At 41.0% G+C, this 22584-nt stretch carries 20 protein-coding genes and 2 pseudogenes; 8 read left to right on the forward strand and 14 right to left on the reverse strand.

The features are described from left to right. Positions 1 to 470: 470 nt before the first annotated feature. The 6 genes from HC643_RS02875 to HC643_RS02900 form a co-directional block, all read right to left on the reverse strand. Positions 471 to 1199 (reverse strand): hypothetical protein, encoded by a 729-nt coding sequence (locus HC643_RS02875; protein ID WP_038076322.1) that lies wholly within the window; start codon positions 1197 to 1199, stop codon positions 471 to 473. After that, positions 1150 to 1605 carry a ribbon-helix-helix protein, CopG family gene (locus tag HC643_RS02880; protein WP_038076321.1) on the reverse strand — a complete coding sequence of 152 codons (456 nt, stop codon included), beginning with the start codon at positions 1603 to 1605 and terminating at the stop codon, positions 1150 to 1152. Before HC643_RS02880 ends, HC643_RS02875 begins: the two co-directional genes overlap by 50 nt. 485 nt (positions 1606 to 2090) lie before the next feature. Beyond that, positions 2091 to 3683 carry an alkaline phosphatase D family protein gene (locus HC643_RS02885; protein ID WP_050046104.1) on the reverse strand — a complete coding sequence of 531 codons (1593 nt, stop codon included), beginning with the start codon at positions 3681 to 3683 and terminating at the stop codon, positions 2091 to 2093. A 767-nt stretch (positions 3684 to 4450) separates the two neighbouring features. Next, positions 4451 to 5221, reverse strand: a complete 771-nt coding sequence (locus tag HC643_RS02890; protein WP_038076320.1) for an SDR family NAD(P)-dependent oxidoreductase — start codon at positions 5219 to 5221, stop codon at positions 4451 to 4453. Between the two features lie 81 nt (positions 5222 to 5302). Further along, on the reverse strand, positions 5303 to 6685 hold the full coding sequence (gene mnmE, locus HC643_RS02895; RefSeq protein WP_038076318.1) for a tRNA uridine-5-carboxymethylaminomethyl(34) synthesis GTPase MnmE: 1383 nt from the start codon (positions 6683 to 6685) through the stop codon (positions 5303 to 5305). An 83-nt stretch (positions 6686 to 6768) separates the two neighbouring features. Next, positions 6769 to 7437, reverse strand: coding sequence for a hypothetical protein (locus tag HC643_RS02900; RefSeq protein WP_137986406.1), 669 nt, complete (start codon positions 7435 to 7437; stop codon positions 6769 to 6771). Positions 7438 to 7621: 184 nt separating this feature from the next. Here HC643_RS02900 and tnpA point away from each other — a divergent pair, with 184 nt between their 5' ends. Continuing rightward, the gene (gene tnpA, locus HC643_RS02905) at positions 7622 to 8020 is read left to right on the forward strand and encodes an IS200/IS605 family transposase (RefSeq protein WP_038076316.1); all 399 of its coding nucleotides are present in this window, start codon (positions 7622 to 7624) and stop codon (positions 8018 to 8020) included. 338 nt (positions 8021 to 8358) lie between these two features. Then, the gene (locus tag HC643_RS02910) at positions 8359 to 8562 is read left to right on the forward strand and encodes a hypothetical protein (protein ID WP_038076314.1); all 204 of its coding nucleotides are present in this window, start codon (positions 8359 to 8361) and stop codon (positions 8560 to 8562) included. A gap of 47 nt (positions 8563 to 8609) precedes the next feature. Here HC643_RS02910 and HC643_RS02915 read toward each other — a convergent pair whose 3' ends face one another. Then, entirely contained in the window at positions 8610 to 9545 is a 936-nt protein-coding gene (locus HC643_RS02915; RefSeq protein WP_038076312.1) for a CBS domain-containing protein, read from the reverse strand. A gap of 266 nt (positions 9546 to 9811) precedes the next feature. On the opposite strand from HC643_RS02915, the gene HC643_RS02920 reads away from it, so the two are divergent. Continuing rightward, positions 9812 to 10801 carry an aspartate carbamoyltransferase catalytic subunit gene (locus HC643_RS02920; protein WP_038076310.1) on the forward strand — a complete coding sequence of 330 codons (990 nt, stop codon included), beginning with the start codon at positions 9812 to 9814 and terminating at the stop codon, positions 10799 to 10801. Positions 10802 to 10839: 38 nt separating this feature from the next. Here HC643_RS02920 and HC643_RS02925 read toward each other — a convergent pair whose 3' ends face one another. Then, a complete protein-coding gene (locus HC643_RS02925) occupies positions 10840 to 11184 on the reverse strand; it encodes a helix-turn-helix domain-containing protein (protein WP_038076308.1) in 345 nt (114 codons plus the stop codon). Between the two features lie 304 nt (positions 11185 to 11488). Here HC643_RS02925 and HC643_RS02930 point away from each other — a divergent pair, with 304 nt between their 5' ends. Both HC643_RS02930 and HC643_RS02935 read left to right on the forward strand, forming a co-directional pair. Then, the gene (locus HC643_RS02930; RefSeq protein ID WP_153021617.1) at positions 11489 to 11665 is read left to right on the forward strand and encodes a hypothetical protein; all 177 of its coding nucleotides are present in this window, start codon (positions 11489 to 11491) and stop codon (positions 11663 to 11665) included. 4 nt (positions 11666 to 11669) lie between these two features. Continuing rightward, the gene (locus HC643_RS02935) at positions 11670 to 13058 is read left to right on the forward strand and encodes a hypothetical protein (protein ID WP_202048578.1); all 1389 of its coding nucleotides are present in this window, start codon (positions 11670 to 11672) and stop codon (positions 13056 to 13058) included. Between the two features lie 270 nt (positions 13059 to 13328). Here HC643_RS02935 and HC643_RS02940 read toward each other — a convergent pair whose 3' ends face one another. The 5 genes from HC643_RS02940 to hisD form a co-directional block, all read right to left on the reverse strand. Further along, the gene (locus tag HC643_RS02940) at positions 13329 to 13538 is read right to left on the reverse strand and encodes a hypothetical protein (protein ID WP_038076399.1); all 210 of its coding nucleotides are present in this window, start codon (positions 13536 to 13538) and stop codon (positions 13329 to 13331) included. A 271-nt stretch (positions 13539 to 13809) separates the two neighbouring features. Continuing rightward, a complete protein-coding gene (gene hisC / locus HC643_RS02945) occupies positions 13810 to 14886 on the reverse strand; it encodes a histidinol-phosphate transaminase (RefSeq protein WP_038076305.1) in 1077 nt (358 codons plus the stop codon). 15 nt (positions 14887 to 14901) lie between these two features. Beyond that, the gene (locus HC643_RS02950) at positions 14902 to 16029 is read right to left on the reverse strand and encodes an HAD family hydrolase (protein ID WP_038076304.1); all 1128 of its coding nucleotides are present in this window, start codon (positions 16027 to 16029) and stop codon (positions 14902 to 14904) included. Positions 16030 to 16056: 27 nt separating this feature from the next. Further along, on the reverse strand, positions 16057 to 17283 hold the full coding sequence (locus HC643_RS02955) for an aminoglycoside phosphotransferase/kinase family protein (RefSeq protein ID WP_038076396.1): 1227 nt from the start codon (positions 17281 to 17283) through the stop codon (positions 16057 to 16059). Between the two features lie 201 nt (positions 17284 to 17484). After that, positions 17485 to 18765 carry a histidinol dehydrogenase gene (gene hisD / locus HC643_RS02960; protein WP_202048580.1) on the reverse strand — a complete coding sequence of 427 codons (1281 nt, stop codon included), beginning with the start codon at positions 18763 to 18765 and terminating at the stop codon, positions 17485 to 17487. Positions 18766 to 19110: 345 nt separating this feature from the next. On the opposite strand from hisD, the pseudogene HC643_RS41990 reads away from it, so the two are divergent. The 3 genes and pseudogenes from HC643_RS41990 to HC643_RS02970 all read left to right on the forward strand — a co-directional run. After that, positions 19111 to 19326: pseudogene (locus HC643_RS41990) on the forward strand (ArsR/SmtB family transcription factor); the annotation flags it as partial. A gap of 159 nt (positions 19327 to 19485) precedes the next feature. Then, positions 19486 to 19935: pseudogene (locus tag HC643_RS41155) on the forward strand (Clp protease N-terminal domain-containing protein); the annotation flags it as partial. A gap of 322 nt (positions 19936 to 20257) precedes the next feature. Next, positions 20258 to 21280, forward strand: coding sequence for a catalase family protein (locus HC643_RS02970; RefSeq protein ID WP_038076299.1), 1023 nt, complete (start codon positions 20258 to 20260; stop codon positions 21278 to 21280). Between the two features lie 387 nt (positions 21281 to 21667). On the opposite strand, the gene HC643_RS02975 is transcribed toward HC643_RS02970, so the two are convergent. After that, a complete protein-coding gene (locus HC643_RS02975; RefSeq protein ID WP_038076297.1) occupies positions 21668 to 22246 on the reverse strand; it encodes a PadR family transcriptional regulator in 579 nt (192 codons plus the stop codon). Positions 22247 to 22584 lie beyond the last annotated feature (338 nt).

Below are 22584 nucleotides of genomic sequence, written 5' to 3' on the forward strand. Positions count from 1 at the left end.
GCCAAGTCATAGCAATTTGGAAATTTGAATTGTAGATTTTGGGTTTTGGATTCAATCATCGATCGCATATTACTGCTCAGACCAACAACAACTTGGCCATCAATGGGTGTATTATTTACAGCACCATATAATTGATGGCAAATTAGCTTAACAGCCCCGTTAAGCGTTTTTGTTTTGAATGATGTCCATTATTTAATAATAGTCAACGAATGTCAGCAAAATATATGTTTTTTCTTATAGAATTTATAGAATTCCTGTTAAGAATTGTGTACGTATATACCTTTCTCTAAGTAATAATAAATCTTTAAATAAATAAACAAAAATAAAGATATTAGCAGTCCGTGTAGGATTTACAAACACCTCTTCCTTGTCTTCCTTGTCCTCCTTATCTCCTTTGTTTAGCTCTCAAAGAGGATTGCTATATTAGCAGTGAGTAGTGACTCGAAGAGTCACCGCTCGCCGAGCGCTACTCACTGCAAGGAAGCCCGTGAAGGAATCGGCACGGGTTGAGGAGTTGTCAAACAGGTTCCCTGTCTGTACCAAATTCCCTCGACTTCAAAAGCCTCAAACTCAGTTGTGAGAATTGCCCAAGTATGTTCGTTGAGTCCACCGCAATAAGTCCAAATAAATCGACTTTCATTGCGTAAACGCTGTTGCAGTTCTGCTAAATCTTCCGGTAGCCAAAATCGGGTCATGACCCTTTGAGTGGCAATCTTCGGAAAAGACTGTAACATATCAGACATTGCTTGGTTAACAATGATTTGCTGGTTGTTGTCTTGTCTGACAATACTAACCGGACGCTGATTTTCAGATGCTGCAATCATGCGATACAACAACCCCGTTGGTAGGTACAACTGGCTGCAAAAAACTTTTTCTTTGGAGAAAATGCGATCGCGAAGCGGCTGCTTTGCAGCATCGCCATTGGCGCAAGCCGTACCCGGCTTATCCCTAGTGTCAGCAGGTGCGGGAATTTTTTGCAAACCCATCCAACCGTAAAACTCGATGGGATGCTTGCAGCGTTTCCATCCTATTCGCACTTTCCCCTTAATCTTTGCTGCGGTTTCTGTCAAAACATCCCCATAGTTTTGTGCAAGGCGGGTTGCATCTTGCTTTGTAGGGGCTAGGATAGACACTCCTTCAGAAGACAGCTTATAGTTCCAACCTGGTTGATTGAGGACTTTCAGAACGCTCATACTCATCTATTACACCTTCAGAATTGTCATGTAAGCACTTAAAAGTTTGTTGCCAAATTATCTTTCGTTCTTGCTCAGGAATGCCCAAGGTAGACGTGATAATGGCGAAGTCTCCTGGTGTAGGCAGTACTTCCCCTCTGGCTAGCGCTTGTAAGTTTTTGATTCCAAGGTGCCTTAGTTTTGTCATGTTGACTCGAACCAACTCCGCAATCGTTCTTGGGAGGTAAGTTTGTTCGGGTTTTGAGAAGTTGGAAGAAGTTCTTTTAGCCAGCCACTCACACAGCATCTCTTCGATTGCGTCGCTTTGGGAAATTCCCTCACGAGCACAGATGCTTTTAAATTCTCGCGCTATTTCCACGAGAACATAGCCACTGACTTGTTTGTAATCAGCAGAACGCCTTTTGTCAGTCATGTCTCTTGGTCATTCCATAGACTGTTGATATCATGCTTGTCCTTATTGTCCCGCATTTAACCCAAATTGTTGGAATGGGAATTAAATTACTAACTCTTCATCTTACGCCAATTTTGAATGAATTCTTGACATAAAAAAATGACAAACGCTAGTATTAATTGGGAAGAGTATTTATTGTTGAATTTGAAAAAGAAACAAAAAAGGTAGATGCCCCTGAGGAGTTGTTCTCGAGTGAAAGACAAAGCATTTCCCCAGCTAGCTTTTATGGTTGGCAGCTAGCCGTAAAACTGAATTAACAGAATTTGTGGAGTTATACTTTAGCCCTCAAACACTTATTATAGGGCAAAAATACTGAGTTGGATACACTCTACTGCAAAATACGCAAGTGCTTAATTGATTGGTTAGCAAGTGTTAAATAGGCGGGCATAACAGCCCGCCTGATATTTAAGGTAATTATTTTTTTTGAAAGCGCCCGTTAGGGCGTTTTACTTTTCCGGCGGTAAATCGACGCTGTAAAGAGTTTTGCCCTCTAGGTTCAGCAATGCCACTGTCATCACTTCTGTATCGCTGTTAATTTTCACAGTTCCAAAAAATTGGTAACCATCACTTGGGGGTCGATTTGCTTGTAAATTTGTGGGAATGCTTAGGAATTTTAATTGCGGACCAAAGGTATTATCAAGTCGATTCGGTCCAAAAGTACCGGAGTTAATAGGACCTGCAACAAACTCCCAGAAAGGTTTAAAGTCGGTAAACTGTGCTTGATTGGGGTCGTAGTAATGGGCTGCTGCATAATGTACATCAGCTGTTAACCATACTACATTCTTAATGTCATTGCGATAGATAAAACGCAATAGATCTGCAAGTTCAAGTTCCCGCCCCAAAGCAGCACCATCTCCGTTTGCTAAATTTTCAAAGTCAGTAGAACCATCGGGAACCACCAATCCAATTGGCATATCACTGGCAATAATTTTCCAAGTTGCTGTCGATTTCCGCAATTGATTTTTTAACCAGCGCACCTGGGCGTTGCCTAAAAATGCCGTTTCCGCACTTTGTTCCGTTTGGCGATTTGGTGTGTTGGGTCCCCTATAGCTGCGCTCGTCAAGCATGAAAATTTCCAGCGAAGGACCATAATTAAACGAGCGATAAATTCTGCTAGGGTCTTGACCGTTGATGTCGATGGGGAAATATTCTAAGAAAGCTTGATTTGCTCGTCTTGCTAACAAAGAAACATCTTTAACCGTGTAGCGACTATCATCAAGAATTTCACCTGGATACCAATTGTTGGTTGTTTCGTGGTCATCCCACTGAGCTATTATGGGAACTTCAGCGTTAAAACGCCGGACGTTCTCATCTAATAAATTGTAAATGTAGTTACCTCGAAACTCCTCTAGAGTTTCTGCAACTTTTGATTTTGCTTCTGTCGTAATATTTTTCCAGATGCTTCCATCATCCAATTTGACTTCTGATTGGATTGGACCGTCGGCGTAAATAGTGTCACCGGAATGGATGAAAAAGTCTGGGTTGAGTTTCCGGATAGTTTCGTAAATTTTCATACCCCCAAAGTCTGGATTAATACCCCATCCCTGACCGGCAGTATCCCCCGCCCATGCAAAAAAGATATCTCGTTGACCTTTATAAATGGGAGAAGTTCGGAAAGAACCGATCGCGGGTTCGCTTTCTTTGCTTGTATCATCCAAATCTTGAAAAATAACTCGGTAGTAAATCTTTTGATCTAAAGGTAAGTTCTTAAGATAAACCCGTGCTGTATAATCGCTGACTTCCAAAGCGTTGGGTCCAATCACGCGTTGTGCATTTCGGAGAGATTCATCTAGACTGTATTCCACTATCAGCTTTGCCGGTTTGTCTGTACGACTCCAGATAACAGCCTTATTACCACTGATGTCGCCACTGGCTACACCATATGGGATGGTAGGACGGTCTGTTTTGACGATCGCTGGTGCTTGGGCAAAAACTCGCGCTCTTGATAGAAAATCTGTAGCTATGATTCCACCACTTGTCATAGCTGAAGTTATCAAAAACTGGCGTCGATTGAGCTTTTGTGGAGAATTGGAGGTCATAAAAATATAAAGGTAGTGAGTGGTTAGTGGTGAGTTCAGCCTTGGATGGGTTTCCCAACCTAGGGAACTATCGAACCTCAAGGGTTAGTGATGCTCTAATCTCTACACACTTTGCACCCTAATCTTAAATATCAACTTAGAAATGCAAGCGATCGCGTTCTTTAACACTTTGAAAGTTATCTAATGAAGTATTTAGTTGTCAATCATCTCAATGACTTGTCTTTTTTTAAAAAATATTAAACTTGTAAAAATTAAGTAATTATTTTTTTAGCTAGCGATCGATAATACTTTTTGTTTATCAAAAGTTTTTTTTATTTTTACAGAATTCTTACAATACTTATTCTTTTATTTGTATTATTTTCTACTGAAATGGATAAAATATTAAAAATTATAAAATTATTGTATTGTTAGCTTATTTTTCTCAAAAAAGCTTTAATTAAACTAATTTTTCTGCTATCTTAACTTTAGTATAATCATTTAATGCATAACCCAAGTTAACATTAATTAAACATTCACACTGTTGGTAAAGTAACCAACTCATTATTTTTGAGAACCTCTTATCCTAATAGTTGTCACAAATGTTATTAGCAATTACGCTCGCAATAATCGGTCTTTCCCCCCTTGTAGTTTTACTGTGTATGGCTTGGGTATGGGCAAAAACAGAACAATCGAAGTTCCACGAATTTGGAGATTAATCTGACCGATTACACAGCGAGCGCTAACCAGTGATCGGTGAATGCTCGAAAATCACTGGCTAGCGATCGCTGCTACCAAGGCAATTGGCTACCATCCCAGGAAAAAAACTTTCCGCTATCATTTTCTTGAAGTTGCTCAATAACACTAAGTAATTGAATGACTGTTCGCTCTATGGAAAATAATTTTTCAGGTGGTACGTTGGCTTGAAACGGCTTAGAAAGTCGAGTATCAGTTGTACCGGGATGTAAGGAGACAACTATAGTGTTGGGGCTAGTTCTTTTATATTCAATCGCCACTGTTCGCAGGAACATATTAAGAGCTGCTTTTGAGGCTCGATAACCATACCATCCTCCAAGTTGGTTGTCACCAATACTCCCTAATTTTGCAGAAATGCAAGCAAAAACACTATGCTCTTTGTGACGCAACAAGGGTAACAGATGTTTGGCAAGTAAAACCGAGCCAATACTGTTAACTTGGAAATAGCGCATTAAGTTTTCAGAATTAATCTGTCTTAAACTTTTTTCTGGTTCTAGAGACGATTCATGCAATATACCCACACAATTTATAACTAGGTGAAGTTGCTTTACTTCCGTGCTTATCTTTTGAACCACTTGAGCAATTTGTGATTCATCCGTAATATCCATTGATAAGCAAGTTAAGCGTTCGCGATATCGATCGGCCAAAGTTAACAATTCAGAAGCAGAATCTGGTTGACGATAGGTTGCATAAATTTTAACAATTTTATCATCTTGCAGCAGTGTTTTTACAAAACCCAAACCTATACCTTGACTGGCTCCTACAATCAATACATTGAGATTCTTAATTTCTTGAAGAAAAGACATTTTGTCTAACTCAGCAGCTTCGCTAATAATTGTAATTATTTCCTACATAATTTTAATAATTTTTGCGATTCTCTGAGTGGTCTATTTCCCAATGCAAAACCTACTGAAAATTTTATCTAATACCGATTCTGTAACCTCCTCTCCAGTAATTTCTCCGAGTGCTTGAATTGCACCTCGCAGGTCAATAGTCCAGAAATCAAGAGGTAGCTGTTGAGCGATCGTTTCCCTGACTTGTTCTAACGCCATTTTTGCTTTCACGAGTGCGGCTGCTTGTCTTTGGTTAATCGCTAAATCTAAGTCAGAAGCTTGTACTTTATCGACTCTGACTTTTTCCAAAATCGCTGCTTCTAGAGCATCAAGCCCCTGGTTTTGAGCAACGGCTGTCTTAACAACATGACTGATACTTTTTGGATATTGCACTTCTTCTGGTGATGCTAGGTCAATTTTGTTAATCACTAAGATCAAAGGACGGTGTTGCACTTGTTCGTAAATTTCTCCATCACCTGCTGTCCAACCTGTTGAAGCATCTACCGTCAACAGCACTAAATCCGCCCCACTTGCAGCACGTCGGGAACGTTCAACCCCAATTTTTTCGACTTGGTCTTCTGTTTCGCGAATTCCGGCTGTATCTAAAACCTGCACCGGGATTCCACCGACAACTAACTGTGATTCCACAACATCGCGAGTTGTACCGGGTAAGTCAGTGACAATAGCGCGATCGCTTCGACTCCAAGCATTCAACAAACTTGACTTACCGACATTGGGACGCCCAACGATCGCAACTTTTAACCCCGTGCGAAGGAGTTCGCCTTTGTCAGCAGTTGCCAAGATGTTGGTTATTTCTGCTGCAACTCTTTCCATGTCCGAGATGACTTTAGTTTCATCTAACGGTGGTAAATCTTCTTCAAAATCAATTCGAGCTTCGATTTCCGCTAAAATATCCAAACAACTAGCCCGTAACTGACGGATGGGATTGGCTAATTTTCCTTGCAATCCTGCTAAGGCGGCTTGTGCTGCTTGAGGCGATCGCGCACCGACCAAATCAGCAATACTTTCTGCCTGAGTTAAATCCAGCCGCCCGTTTAAAAATGCCCGCAGGGTAAACTCTCCCGGCTGAGCCAGTCTAGCCCCATTTTCCAAACACAGCTGCAAAACCTGCTGTACTGCCATGATTCCTCCATGACAGTGAAATTCTACTACATCATCACGAGTATAGGAACGAGGTGCTTTCATAATCAGCAAAAGAGCCTCATCCACCACTTGGCGTGTCTGTGGATGGCGGATATAACCGTAAAGGATACGGTGGCTTTCCCAAGCTTGACGCCCAAGTGCGTGAAACAAAGTTTGAGCAATGTGCATTGCTTCCGTTCCGGAGACACGCACGATCCCAACACTGCCTTGTTGCGGAACAATAGCAGTCGCGATCGCGGCAATGGTTCCAGTGGTTGCAAAGTTTTCTGACATTCAGTTACGATTAATAGTTAATTGCAAAAAATTATACTTATACCATTTTGCATAAGCGGATTGTCGATTTTGGATTGAGAAAGTCATATATAGACACCGATAACATTTTTGGGCTTTTGATAAGGTAGTCCCTCACAAACCAACTGAGCAACCCAATATGTTTTTTGATTAAAGATACGGCGTACTAAACGAACATACTTAATCTTTGAGTTTAAACCGTGCCAGATTACAAGGTCGTTAGTGATTGTGGCTTTGAGCTTCAAACCAGACCATTCAACAACGTTACCAGTCCAGCGAATACCTTGTTTATTGGTTTTACCTTCTAAAGATGCAAACTGACCTTTCTGTTTAAATCTAACCTTCTTAGCCTTGCCAAACATCATTCGTTCTAAAGCTTTAAATGCTCTAGTAGCTATTTTTTGAATGGTATTAGCATCAAGGTTAGACTTAATCCAAACACTAGCTATAGCTGTTAAATTAGCGAAAGCCTCTAACTCGTATTCGCTAAACCTGTAGGCTGAACGTGCTTTTTGAAAAGCTGTAGCACGTTCTTTTTTGCTATTTTTTGGGATGAATTTAGCTGGCTGATACAGTTCAGAATTACGGACTAGTTCTATTCGAGCTAATCCTTCTGATAATACAGCGTTATATACCTGTCTTCCTGTTTCTAATCTGGCTGCAAGTACAGCCATATCCTGAAATGTCGTTTTTAATGGAATTTCAGTTATAAAGCTAGGCGTTTTTGCTGCCAAGATCAAATCACCCCCGTTACTTATTTATTAACTGACTACATTTTATCATACACAGTACTTTTGAGGTATGTGAGGTACATCAATTGCAGAATCACTTTTAAACGTCGGAATTTGAATTAGATCCTGTAACTCATCAACTCCGAATCTGCTATAGATACAGAAGAGCAAACTAATATTCCGGCAAATGTCTTACAAATTTAAATCAAACAATAATGTTGTATATTTATGCAAATATCACGTTATTGTTTGCCCAAAATATAGGCGAAAGGTACTAGTCAATGCTGTTGCATCTAGGCTTAAAGAATTGCTTGCTCAAATAGCAGTCGAGATTAAAGTCGAAATCTTGGAAATGGAAATAATGCCAGATCGCGTACATCTATTGATAGAGGTCGAGCCTCAATTTGGGGTACATAAAGCCGTAAAAAGATTTAAGGGGGCTACTTCTAGATATTTAAGATTAGAGTTTCCTGAGCTAAAAAGTCGGTTACCTTCTTTGTGGATTAATTCTTACTTTGTTTTAACAGTAGGAGGCGCACTGCTAGACGTAATTAAAATGTACATTCAAAACCAAAAAGAAACCTGACGGCGAATTTATTCGCCTGCTTCGCCTGCGCCTAGCCCCATAAATAGAATTTAGGGGCTACCCCGGCGCGATTTATTTGGTGTACCGATTCAGAAGATGTTGCAAGCAACTTCCGAATTTAATACGGAAATGTCAGCAAAAACTAATGTGTACGCCAAAATCGGCAAAAATAGGCAAGAGGCAAGCAATTATTTGTTACCATTCCTCATGTCATATTATTAAGCTAGGTACCCACGGGCAAAAGCCCACAACATTTTTCATAAACACCCGTGAAATGGGCAAAAGCCCCGTCTCTTTAGAGCGGGGTGGCCTACCCCCTATGTTCAAAGGAGTTAATCGTGGAACAACCAAAAATTAACTGTGCTGAAGCTTGCGTCAATGGCTGTGTTTTGGGGGATAAGTGTCCCAATACAGAGTTTAGAGAAGCTACTTCAAAATTTATTGAAGATACTCCCTTAGACCAGATGATAGAAATAGCCGAAGTGGCAAGAATGAAAAAACTGATGGAACCGCCTAAATGGGTATTTCCCGAAGATACTTAATTACGATAAAGGATGAAGGAGAAAAAGTTTTGTATTCACTTCATCCTTTAAATAACAGTTTTTTGCAAAGTTGCTATGACTCCATACATTTGAACTGGATCGAGAACCCGTAGCAGACTGCTTTGAGTCACAAGCCCGAGTTCTTTACCTCCATCCCAAGACACGACTAATCTTTTTGTGTGTCGTCGATGCATTTCCCGCAAAGCAGTTAAAAGAGAATCTTCCGGGCTTAATAGAAAAAGCGGTGTACTCATAACAGACTGCGCCCGAACTTCTGTAAAATTAATTTGCAGTGCTTGGAATTGGACAATATCTCGCTCGGTAACGATTCCTACAGGAACGTGAACGAAATGTCCCAAGTCTAATTCTGGATATTGTTCGGTAATGACAACACAGCTAATTTTATACTCTGCCATGACTTGAGCTAAGCTCAACACTGAAGCAGTGACCGGCGCACGAATGACTTGGGTGGTCATAACATCTCCTACGCGCATAAGTTTGAGGAGATGGATGGGGCGCAAAATACTACGAATACTTTCATGAGAGACAACTCCAATGAGTTCTCCCTTCTGTCCTAAAATCGGTAGATGACGAATGCGGTAGCGCCGAAATAAAAATAGAGGGGCAAAAATATCTTTAAAAGTCGTTTGAGAGAGTGTAATCACTGGTTTTGTCATGACTTCAGCGATTGTCACTTTTTCAAAGGGTATACTTGCTGCTGTCAGCCGCACAATATCCCGTTCTGTAAAGATTCCTAACAATTTTGTTTCCTGCACCACCAAAACACAGCTCGAACCAGTCTCATAGGTAGGAAAACCATATTCGTGTGAATTGGCATTAGATAACGAACAACTGTGAATCCGCCTTTGATTCATTAAAGCAATAACATCTATGAGTCGTGTGTCAGTTGTAACCGTAAGTGGATTATAGTCTATTGCTGCTTCTATTTCAGGCTCACTGGGCTGTAGGTCATCAAATTGCATGGCTAGTTTTACAAAGGAACATGGCGCTCTGTTTCATAATGTACCAAGTCTTAACAGAATTCCTCATTTATTTATTTATTGTTTAGATTAGTAACTTTTCTTAGCTGAAGGATGAGAGATGGAGGATGAAGGCTTGACAAAATATACTTTGCACGAAAGTATGTTGTTCACGGAGATACATAGGTATTTGTATTTCTTATTTGATAAGGAATAAAGTATAAATTTTTTATCCTTTACCCTTTATCCTTTATCCTTGTTAGTTATTTATGTCTAGTACCACTTGGAATCGCCATCACGTCCTTTCTCTTTCTGACTTCACAAATGCCGAATATAACACTGTCCTGCAAACAGCTGCCAGTTTTATGGAAGTCTTGTCTCGCCGGACAAAGAAAGTACCAACTTTACAGGGACAGGTGGTGGCAAATTTATTTTTTGAACCATCTACCCGGACTCGCAGTAGTTTTGAACTCGCTGCAAAGCGGTTGTCAGCCGATACGCTCAACTTTGCTTCAGCAACTTCTTCTATAACCAAAGGAGAAACAATTCTCGATACGGCAAAGACTTACCTGGCAATGGGTACTGATATTATGGTGATCCGCCATAAGGAAGCAGGTGTTCCCCAGGCGATCGCAGCTGAAATGGATCGTTTGGGAGTACGGGTCAACGTCCTCAATGCAGGTGACGGTCAACACGAACATCCTTCGCAAGGATTGCTTGACTTGTTTACTATTTGTACTCTCCTTGATGCTGACTCTCCCCAGATTGAACTCCTTAAGGATAAAAAGATTGCCATTGTTGGAGATATTGTACATTCACGGGTTGCCCGCTCAAATATTTGGAGCTTTACTGCTAGTGGCGCTCATGTCCATCTCGCAGGACCACCCACACTTTTACCGAAATTATTTGCGAATTATGGCGAAGATCAACCAGGTAAATTGTTTCTTCACTGGGAATTAGAGCCTGCTTTGCAAGATGCTGATTTTGTCATGACTCTGCGCTTGCAAAAGGAACGGATGACCGCTCATTTATTGCCCTCGTTGCGAGAGTACCATCAAATGTATGGTATTACGCATTCAAGATTGGAACTTTGCAAACCAGAAGTCAAAATTTTGCATCCCGGTCCCGTCAACCGTGGTGTTGAAATTAGTTCTGAAGTGATGGACGATCCTAAATTTAGTCTGATTCAAAATCAAGTCAGCAGTGGTGTTGCCATTCGTATGGCTCTTTTGTACTTAATAGGCAGTGGAAAAAGTTAGGACAACAAAAGCATCATTGCTAAAGCCCTCTACCTTCTTCAAGAAGCTGCGGGAAGTAAATCTACTGCTTCTGTGTTTTTATGCTCTTTCAGAAATAAATGCCCGAGCGCAAACAAAACTTCTGCCTTTTCTGTATCTGTTGCTTGCGCGATCAGCACTTTTAAACTCACGGGAGAATCCATCGCCAGACGAGATTTCGCAGGGTTTTTGGCTTCCTCTGGGAGAAAATTTAATACAGCAAAGTAATCGCCAGCTCTTAGATCTTGCTTACCATTCATAAATCGACTGAGGCTACTCTCGTTGACTCCTGTCGCCTCAGAAATCTCTCTGGCGGTCAACCCACTTTCCCTAATCGCCTTAATCAAAATTTGCTGGTGATCCATCTTCTTGCTAAATAGCAATTTTTGCTATACTATTTTCTCATTAGCAATTTTTGTAATGAAAAAACATCTGTTTGTTATTTCAACAATAACAAATCAGTTGTGGAAGTGCAATTTCCTAGTTGAAGGTTGCACGGGAACTAAAAATACGCCCTTGTCTCGGAGGACAGGGGCTACAATTTTGTAGTTTTTATCTACCGCTATTATGACTCAAAACAATTCGGAAACACAAGGGATATATTACCTAGCTCAAGCAACCTGCTTGCTCGTTTGGTCTCACTATACTGTCGTCAAGGAGGTGCTTTGAATGGCAAAGCTCAAACCCACGACTCACAAAACCAAAAATTTCTCTAAAGATGAAGCCCAGGGATTTAGTGCGCTCGCTCGTAAGGCAATAGCGTTTTGCGATCGCTATTACCCTTCATCTTACAGGCTTTCAATTTCGGTTATGGCAGGCTTTACAGTGTTTCGATTGTCGAGGTGAAATCATGATTGCTACTATAACCGAGCATCAATGGTTTATAGTTCGCGGTTGGTTGGATAACGAAGAATGGGGAGACGAACCAGCAGATCCCGATGATGTTTGGTCTGTAGGAGATCGCGTTCGTTTGAGAAACAGCACTGTAGAAGGAACTGTTTGTGGAAAGCAACAGAAATCTGTTTTAGTTGTCTGGAATGGGAAAAACACAGCCATTCCCGTTGAGCCTGAGTTGTTATTGAGACTGACGCGGTTCATTCCACAAGATTTAACTTGGCTAGCGGCTGAAAGTTTTGCTGATGACTCCAACTTAAAGCATCTAAATGGGAATACTAAGAACGAGCAAGGACGATGGAATATTTCGGAGCGATCGCCTTATATCGAGTCGTCTACCTCAACAGTCTCAGATAAAAGTCGTACAGGTTTTGTACGAGAGAACCAAATAGGACAGCATTGGTTACAGAAGTCAACTTCCACCAATGGTTCTGATGTTGGCAAGCTGTCAGATTCAGAGGATGCTAGCGGTGTTGGTCAGTTATTACTGGGGGGTACTGTAAATAGCCCTAGTAAAAATCTTGAACAGTCCAATCCCTACTCTGGTGAAAACAACCCCACTCATGACTTACCCACCAGTAAAGATAGACCTAGTAAAAATCGCAGAATTCGTGGCGAAGGTAACGGTACTATCTACTGGCGCACCATTACCAAGAATGGAAAAGATTACCCGCAAGCCTATTATCACTGGAAGGAGAACGATCGAAAAAAAAGCAAGTACATTCCCAAACATTTGCTAGAACTGGTTCAACAGGCAGAGAAGCAGAAACGACCAGTCAGAGAAATTTTGGCAATACTGGGTAGAGACGTTTTACTGGTGGGTAAGGAAAACAGCCCTAGTAAATTTCTACAAGAGTTCTTATCTACCAGTAAAAACAACCCCAGTAATTCCGGGGAACAGGCATTACCCACCAGTAAAAACAACCCCAGTAATTCCGGGGAACAGGCACTACCCACCAGTAAAAACAACCCCAGTAATTCCGGGGAACAGGCATTACCCACCAGTAAAAACAACCCCAGTAAAGCCGGGGAACAGGCGCTACCCACCAGTAAAAACAACCCCAGTAAAGCCGGGGAACAGGCGCTACCCACCAGTAAGAATAACCCCAGTAAACCCCGCCGAAACAAAGGCTCAGGTACTGGTTCCATTCAATGGAAGACTATTACCCTCAATGGTAAAGATTATCCCCAACCTTGGTATCACTATGAGGTTTGGATTGAGGGCGATCGCATTACCAAAAAGAGCAAGTATATTCCCAAGCGACTACTGACTAAGATTCAGGAGCTAGAGGCACAAAAAGCTGGAGTGACCGAAATTTTAGAAGTCCTGGGAGGAAAAATTTAAGTCGCTCAAGTTTCCTCGGTTATTACTGGTGGGTATTGAGAACAGCCCTAGTAAGTTCGACAGCACTAAAAATAGCAGTAGGCTGTATTAGGTAAATCTCAATAGAGAAGTTTTTGGACAAATATGTGTAATATAGCAATCCTAAATCATTTGTAAAAAATTTAGATTGCTAATAGCTAATGCTCAAAAAGCAATTAGCTATTATCCATTAGCTATTAGCCATTAGCAGTCTTCACTCTTATTTTTATATTTCACCACTTCTTGAGTTTCTTAATATTTTGATAGGATTGAATTTATACGTTGATGCTGTTTTAGCCAGATTTTACAAGCCTCTTTAACGAGTTGTTTCTCTTCTTCAGTTAGGGTTTCTTCATCTAATCCAAAAGCTAAAATCTTAGCTGCTCTTGCAGCCACATCATATTTAACTCCATGCTTAACCAATTCAATATGATATATTGTTTCCTTTTCTTTAATTGACATCGATTTACTATACATAAGTTTTTATGTTTTTATTCTTTAAAATAAGGCACTTAATATAAGAATGTTAATTTTCTTCATACAATCGCACCACCCTAAAGAAATATAAATAATTCCTTTCTTAGGTAGATGACAAATCTTCAAACTAATAAAATCGTGCTGATTTATATGGGCTGCAATGCTTTGCACCTTTACCGATGTACTTCAATTTGCCTGAAAAATACCGAGATCGAAATCTTAAAAAAAGCTAAATTTATACAATCGGTTAAAGACACTACTTCTGCAAAAAGTTGACAGCTTCCTTTATTAGTGTCATTAATGCCTGATTTTCATCGGAACTACCGATAGATGTTCTGAAATAGTACGCATCTAATCCTGGTTTTAAACCAAAATCCTGTACAAAAATATTTTTGGCTTGGAGTGCTTGAACCAAATCTATGGAGGGAATGTTGAGTGGTTTTGTATGGACTAAAAGAAAGTTGGTTGCAGAAGGACAAACAAAGAACCCAAGATTTTCCAGTTCCCCAGCTAAATACTCCCTGTCTTGGCAAATTTGCTGAATATTAGAATAGACATACTCCATGTCTTCTAGTGCTGCGATCGCACCTACTATGGCTAACTTATTCACGTTAAACATTTGGGATGCGCGGTAGAGATAATCCACCACAGTCTCATTGGCAATTCCGTAACCCACCCTCAGACCCGCCAAGCCAAAGCTTTTTGATAAGCTGCGTAAAATGATGAGATTTGGATAGCGATCGACAAGGTCTGCTACAGTTTCCCGGCAAATTTCATAGTAACACTCATCTACAACCACCATGCACTCTACACGCTCCAGAATTTCCTGGATAATCTCTCGTGGAATCAGGTTAGCTGTGGGATTGTTGGGGTTAGCAATAAACAAAACCTTCGTTTTGGGAGTAACTTTCTGCACTATAGCCTCAACATCAAGCCCAAAGTCCCCAGTTCTATGGACTAAAACTGGATTTCCATTGACAACTTGAGTACTGAGAAAATACACAAAAAAGGTTGGAACTGGGATGATGACTTCTTCTCCCGGTTTGACAAAGACTTTAGCAATCAGTTCGATCAAATCGTCCGAGCCATTACCGATAAAAATCTGCTGTTCCTTTGCACCAGTATACTTGGCTAGTGCTTCTCGGAGCTGACCTCCAAGTATCTCTGGATATCTATTGATTGTCGTCACTGCATTTGTAATCGCTGCAATAACGTGGGGTGAGGGTGGGTAAGGTAACTCACCTTTATCCAGACGAATAGCATCACTCCCTTTAGCCCGTCTGGGTTCTTTCGGAGCGATCCCCTTAATATGTTCGTTAACTAAATAATCCATTGTTTCAAATAATATTTAAAGGTTATTTCCCAGCAACATTGGTAACTCAAGTACACTGTTTAAGATAACATCACATCCGACATTTTTGAGCATACTTTGTTGCATGGAAGCCATCTTATCTCCAAATACCCCAGTCAATACCCCAATAGATAGACATCCAGCTTGTTTGGCTGCAACAACATCACTCGTAGCATCACCAATATAAGCTGCATACTTGCGGTCTAAAGATTGAAATTCTTTTGAACAGAAAATTTCAACATTTTCATCGGGATAAAGTGCTTTAAGTACGACAAATGGGTGGGGTTTTCCAAGTTTCTGACTGTTACTAGAACGAGATAGAATTGCCTCTGCGTCTAAAACTTCGTCATATGTAACAATACGTTTTTGGTCAAAGTATTCGAGCACCCCCAGTTGGGACAAGGGCTGAATCACTTCATTTCTCGGTCTTCCTGTTGCGATTCCTAAAGTATAGCGATCGCGTAAGTTTTCCAATAGTAACCTAATACTTTCTAGGTCTAAGATCGTATCCTCATCCGGAAGAACTCCGCTACCTTTGGTTTCATACCATTCTTGAAAGTTATGATAGCAAAGCTGCCATAAATCTCCTTTAGGTTGGAGGTAACTTAACTTTGCTCCCAAAATTTTTTCTGAGAACGAACTGACATACTCAACTACATCTGTTCCTGTTAAAATTTGAGTTTCCTCCCAAAACTTCTCAATTAAAGCATCGCTAATTGTTGAAGTATAGTTATTTTTTGATAAGAAATTTTTCAATCTTACTAACTCCTCTTTAACAGAAAGAGGATTGCTGAGAATGCTAGCCCAAGCTTCAGGATAATTTGCTTTCACTGCATTGAGAATTCCCAGCAAATGCAGAGACACGACAAAAAAGGTTAAGTCCCAGTTTGAGTTAACCGCCCGCCTTTTTAATTCATAAACAAACTGACTGGATATAACCTTTTCACCTACTAAGGTCAAATTGCTTAAAAAAATCTCACCTTCATCAAAGTAATTTTTAAAACCAAGGTAGCTGTCACTACTTATCAAATCCCAGACAGTTAAGCGGGCTGTATTCCAATACTTTTTTTCACTAGTAATAACTCCATCCAAATCAAAGATGAGAGTGGTAAGTTGTTGATACATATGAGAAGGGTAAAAGGATGAAGTGATTTAGCCGACAGCATCTAATTCAGAATCTATTAAGCTTTTCGTTGCTCCCCGAACATCACTACCCATTTCAACCGCCAGAGCTAATCCTAAAAGGGTGATTTCAGGAGGAAACTTTTGAGTATCGCTGAGATTCATTGTTAGAAAAGGACAACAGAATAAAGCTAACTTTAAATACTGCTTCCAATGTGGATTCAGCCATTCTCTAGATTTCAATTCTTTAATTAAAGGAGCAAGAACTCGTTGAATTTTTGAGTGTAATAAAGCTAGCTTAACTTCTGTAGGGGCAAAGTTGTGGTTTACAATAATAGTATCGTCTTTAATTTCTAAACCAATAGAAAGTGTTTTGGCAACTTCATGAGGAAAATACATCCAAGTTGCAAACACATTATGAAACAGTGGTTTTGTTAAATCAAGAAAGGGCGAGTGACGACCTGCAAAAGCGGGATCGAAGTAGATTAAGGCAGAATTGTCTCGATCGACAAATACATTACCATTATGAGCATCTCCATGCCCGACTATAGATGGAGTTTCGCTTTTAGATGGGTCTAAAACCTCGATAGCTTGCTCTACAAGACTACCAAGAGTCTCTTTGAATTCCACTCCATTAACAATCCATTTCATTTTTGCCAGTGAAGAAAAATGAATTGTATGTCCGGGCAAAATAATATCTGTATTTTCGTAGAAAGTAGCAAAGCGTCCGCCAGTCAGTCTGTGAGAAAACAGTTGGTGAATTGGTGCTTTTTCATGTTGCTCTGCTGTTAAAATCTGGAGTGTTTCTAAATAAATCTTCCAGAGATTGTCATCAGATTTTTGTTGCAGGGAAACAATAAAATCTGCATTTTGTTGGTTATCCAGTTCTAATTTGCGAATTGTATCAAATAGGGATGGATATTCAACATATTCATAAATTAGAAGTTGCTTTCCCCATTCATTAGAACTAAATATAGGTTGAATAACTGGATAACCTGCTTCTGCTAAAATTGTCGAGTTATAGTACTCGTTGATGATACTTTTTGGCTCTACATGGGTTTTAAAAAATAGCTTTCTTCCATCATCTGTTAGTAAAAATCCATTGAGAGAATTGAGCGACACAGCTAATGGTCGGATTGTCACTTCAATGATTTTAAAAGGCAGAATAGCATTAAGGAATTCTTGCATTAATGCGTTTGCAGCCTTAACATCAGAAAATTGGAGAGATTGAATATACTGCAAATCTTTGTCTGACAAATTTTCCTCCTTAAAATGCGAAAACCCCAACCCCCTGTCCCATTGAGGGGCTTTTCCCGGTCAGATCTGCCTTCCGTCTTGATGCTAACACGCGAGGCGGAGCCTCGAAGAATGCATTCCCAGGTAGAACCTGGGAACGAGTTGATGAGTGAATGAATTGAGGACACGGGAACCAGTTGATGAATTCCTCTTCCCTAACCCCTAATCTAATAACCCTTCTCTTTCTTGAATTGCCATAGCATGGGCTGCAAAACCTTCGTAGGTTGCGAGTGTTTGAGTTGTCTGTTTCAGTTTGGCATAGCCTTCTGGAGTAAGATAGCCTATTCCCGCCCGCTTGAGGAAGTCAAAGACTGATACAGCTGAATACGATCGCGCAAAGCCTCCTGTTGGAAGAATAGCATTGACTCCCAAGCAATAGTTACTTACAGGTATTGGCGTGTAAGGACCGAGTAAGATTTCTCCTGCGTTCTTTATCTTTCCCAGTACGCTGAAAGGTTCTTTAACTAAAACCTCCAAATGTTCTGGAGCATACTCGTTGACAAATTCCAGTGATTCTTCTAAGCTGCGCGTGAGTAAAATGCCACCATAAGAAGAAAGACCTTTCTCGCAAAACTCTTGTCTCCATTGGGGAAGTTTAGTTAAATACTCACTGACATACTTAGCAGCTTTAAGAGCCAGGGATTCATCATGGGTAACGAGCAATGCAGCCGATTCCGGACCGTGTTCTGCTTCAACTAACAGATCGAGGGCTGCAATTTGAGGGTCTGTGTGTTCGTCCGCTAAGATAATGGACTCACTTGGTCCGGCTGGTAGCCCCACATCCACCGTTCCGTACAAAATTCTCTTAGCCGCAGAACCATAGACATTGCATGGACCTGTAATTTTGTCAACTTTGGGGACTATTCCCGTACCCAAAGCCATGGCTGCGATCGCTTGTATTCCACCGAGCCTGTATACGTCTTTCACTCCTGCCATTTCTGCAGCGACAAGAGATGCAGGTTCTACCTTGCCATTTTTGTCTGGTGGGGTACATACAATGATTTTGCTCACACCAGCCACTTTTGCTGGTATTGTTAACATGAGCATCACGGATGGAAAAGCGCCTTTTCCTCGTGGAACGTACAGCCCCGCACTTGCGATCGGCGTTACTTTTTCACCTGCGAAAATTCCGCTGTCAATTTCTGCAAGTTGAATTTCTTCAGGCATTTGTCTTTCATGGACTTCTTTTATATTGACAAATGCCTGATGGAGGGCTGACTTGATTTCAGGTTCAATGGATTCGCGAGCTTCTGCAAACTCTTGTTCGCTGACTTTCAGGTTTTCCAGTTCTGCCCCTGCATAGTCAAATTTTCTCACGTATTCAATTAAGGCTGCATCGCCACGCTGTCTAATTTGGTCGATAACCTCTTTTGCAATGGAGAGGGCTTGTTCGATGTTTAACTCAGCTCGTCTCTTCAATGCAGAGAGATCTTGAGATGTCATTTCTGCTAATCTGAGAATTCTAACCACTAGATGCCTGCCCTCACTCATTTCTTATAAAGTTAATTTTAGTTGCCTGAAAAAAGGGAATTTTATCATATTACCAGAAGAAAGCGCCCAGGGCAGATGGCAGAGGTCAGAAGGAAAGATGGTCAATTTTAATACAAAAGCAAGATATCTGTACCATCGTCTCAAACGGTGTAGCTCCCACCGCGTGCTTTTGGTAAGCTCGGGTCTAGCCAGATAAATCAAATTAGGATTGCTATATAAGAAAATTAACATTGACATCTCTTTTATTTCGATTATTCTAGAAATATGGCTAATGAAGAAACGGCTCGCTATGCAGATATGTTTGCTGCTCTGGGGTCGGAACCACGGCTTGAAATTATGCGACTGCTGTTTGCAGCCGATCTGCAAGGGATGACAGTGGGAGAGATTCAGGAAAAGCTCAAAATCCCGAACTCCACCCTATCGCACCACTTGGAGAAGTTGCGAAACGAGGGGTTAGTCAATAGCCGAAAAGATAGGCAATTTCTCTGGTACTCAGCAAACGCTGAGACAATGGAGGATTTGCTTGCTTTTTTAACCACGGGGAAAACAAGAAGCGATCGCTTGGAGATTTTTGGCGATCGTGCTCCTCAAGCGACTCACAAGACACCTACAGAGGAAGGATTTATGTTTGAAAGATTTTTTGAGGCTATCTTTCAAAAACTGTTTGGATTGATGTCTGAAAGATTCCGCCTTCCAGGATATGAAAGATTTACCCAAAAAGCGGTCGATGCCATATTTTTCGCGCAAAATGAATCTCGCCGCTTGGGGCATGAGTTTATTGGGACAGAACAAATTTTAGTAGGATTGATTGGCGGAGGGAGTGGAATAGCATCAGAAATTCTCACCTCTGTGGGGGTAAGCTTGGAAAAAGCACAGATTGAAGTGGAAAAAATTATAGGTCGGGGCAAAGGTAACACGCCTTTAGATATTCCCTACACACCCAGAGCCAAGCGAGTCTTAGAACTCTCGGTAGAAGAATCTCAACAACTCGGTGTTAACTACATTGGGACAGAACATTTATTGTTAGGGATTCTTCGTGAAGGTGCGGGAGGTACAGGAGGAGCCGCAATGAAAGTGCTGCGAAACCTGGGAATAGACTTAGATGCTCTTGAACAAAGGCTGCGAAGTGCTTTGAGTTAAATTTGCCCTTGGCAATAACCTATCAAATTCCCAGCAAGAACGTGCAAGACTAAATTTCTTTGTACTCTCTATGCTAAAAGACGATTTCGTTGTTATGGTTACATAGACGCAGAACTTACGTAACCTTAACGATATTTTGGGGGTTCACATTTTGTTGATTCCCCCAACCCGCTGAAGGTTATGGGTAAGTCCTGAGTGAAAAAGGCAGAGGGCATATACATAGCTACCATCTGCCCTTGAAATAGCTGTCTTGTTAAGAACATTGCCAGTCATAAAAATTGCTAAGTTAGAGGGGAAATATTTCGTGAGCATTTCAAATATATCTGCTGCCGAACAAACAGAAATGGTCGATGCAGTTTTAGCAACCAGTTTTCAAGCACAACAACAAACTGGTCCCGACCGACGACAAATACATGCAAAAAGTCATGGCTTAGTATGGGGTGAATTCATTATTGAGCCAAATTTACCGGAAGCATTACGTGTAGGGCTATTTAAAACACCTCAAACTTATCCTGCATGGATTCGGTTTTCTAGTGGGGGTTCGCCTGAAAAACGAGGAAAATTTCGTTCCGATCGCGACCCCGATGGACGCGGTTTTGCTATCAAAGTTCTGAATGTTGCTGGTAACAAAGTTTTGAGTGATGAAGAAAATACCCAAGACTTTACACTCAATAACTGGCCTACGTTCTTTGTCAATGATATTCAGGGTTATTCAGATCTTTTTCATGCTGGTAGCGGAGAACTGCCACCGGAAAGGATGCAAGAATTACAATTATCTTATGGTATTATACAACGACTTGGTAGCCAAAAAGTTGGCAATCCCCTGTTAATTCAATATTGGAGTATGGCAGCATTTCGGTTTGGCGATCGCGTTGTCAAAATGACGGTGAAACCCCAGCAACCCGAAATTTCACCAGAGACATTGCCAGAGTCAGAAAATTACCTGCGGGAAGCAATAGTTGAATATTTGACTGAAAAAGGAAAAGATGCTTATTTCGACTTTATGATTCAGTTCTATGTGGATGATGACAAGACACCCATCGAACAGCTAACGCAGGAATGGAAAGAAGAAGATTCACCATTTATTAAAGTCGCAACAGTACGAATTCCCGCACAGAAATTTAATTTTGATGAACGCCAACGTCTTGATGAAGGTATGTTTTTTACACCTTGGCATACTTTAAGCGAACATGAGCCCGTAGGAAGCTTGAATGTAGCCCGTAAAAAAATCTACGAAGAACTGGCAAACTATCGTCGAGAAAATATTGCCAAACGCCTGCGGGAACCTCAGCCCCATACAGATGTTCGAGATGAACCAGCTAATTAACAAAGTGTAAAATTTTTGTATTCTGCTTGTAGTTGCGCTGTAAAAATAGCGCAACTGCAAACTATAAGTAAATTTTAACATGAATGCGATCGGATTCATGTTGATTGACTCTTGGAATTCAATAAGAGCGATAAATAATCTTATCCAGAACTTCGATAAGTCCCGATCGTGATAATAAAATTTGATAGTCAATTAATACCTTTGCCAATTTCTCAAAAGCCCTACAGACTGGAAGTCTGTGGCTATACAAACAAAGCCCACCTGCGTGGGCTTTGGGGTCCCCACGAAGTGGGGTTGGGGGGAAACCCCCCTCCGGGTTCACCAGTCCCCAGGGCGCGGGAAATGCATTTTTAGGCTTAACCGACAAGTATTGGACTCCATCTGTACTTATGACTCTGCAAGAAACTTGTAGATCTCACGCTTTACCTGAACAAGCAGATCGCGTACTCGATTGGCTTGCTCTAAATTGCCATTGCGTGCAATGTGTGTCACAGCATCATTCAACTCTGTTAAAGTACGCCGCAACTCAACTAATTCAGAAGGCTTGCTTTCCATAAAACTGTCATGAGCGTTTCTTGAATCAGCCTGCTCTTTGCGATCGCTCAACAATCGTCTACCACTCTCGGTGATTGTGTAGACACGTTTACCATCGACTTGCTCGCTAGTCAAATAACCGCCTTCTTCCAACATCTGAAGCGTTGGATAGACAGAGCCAGGACTGAGACGGCGAAAGCCTCCCCGACGGGTTTCTAGCTCTTTAATCAATTCATAACCATGCTGGGCACGCTCAGACAGAAGCCCAAGCAGCATAAATTTGATGTCACCGCGACGGGTGCGAGGCTCATTTCCCCAATCACTACTAGACGAACCTCTGTGTCCGTGTCGCGCACTCATGAAAAATTCATTGCCAAATTCAACTCCTGCATGGACTGGTACGGGAAAACGTGGATGAAATTGTCTGAACATATATAATTTCTTGGTTTTGTTAATGTATCACGATATATCGCTATCATTATATCTAATATATTGCGATATATCGGATTTGTCAACTTTAAATTCTAAATACTTGGTCAGATGTCAATTGTCCGCAAACAAGCAGTGTTTGGCAGTTGTTTCAATCCCTAGAAGGGAGTCGTATAAGTTGCAACTTTAGCCCTGAGTATGGTTTCACGTCACATCTTCCTTATGTTTCAATCCCTAGGAGGGAGTCGTATAAGTTGCAACACCAGTTGAGATACTGACAATGCAGCAAATCAACGCGTTTCAATCCCTAGGAGGGAGTCGTATAAGTTGCAACTCAAGCA

It is taken from the genome of Tolypothrix bouteillei VB521301 (assembly GCF_000760695.4).
GTDB classification, from domain to species: domain Bacteria; phylum Cyanobacteriota; class Cyanobacteriia; order Cyanobacteriales; family Nostocaceae; genus Scytonema; species Scytonema bouteillei_A.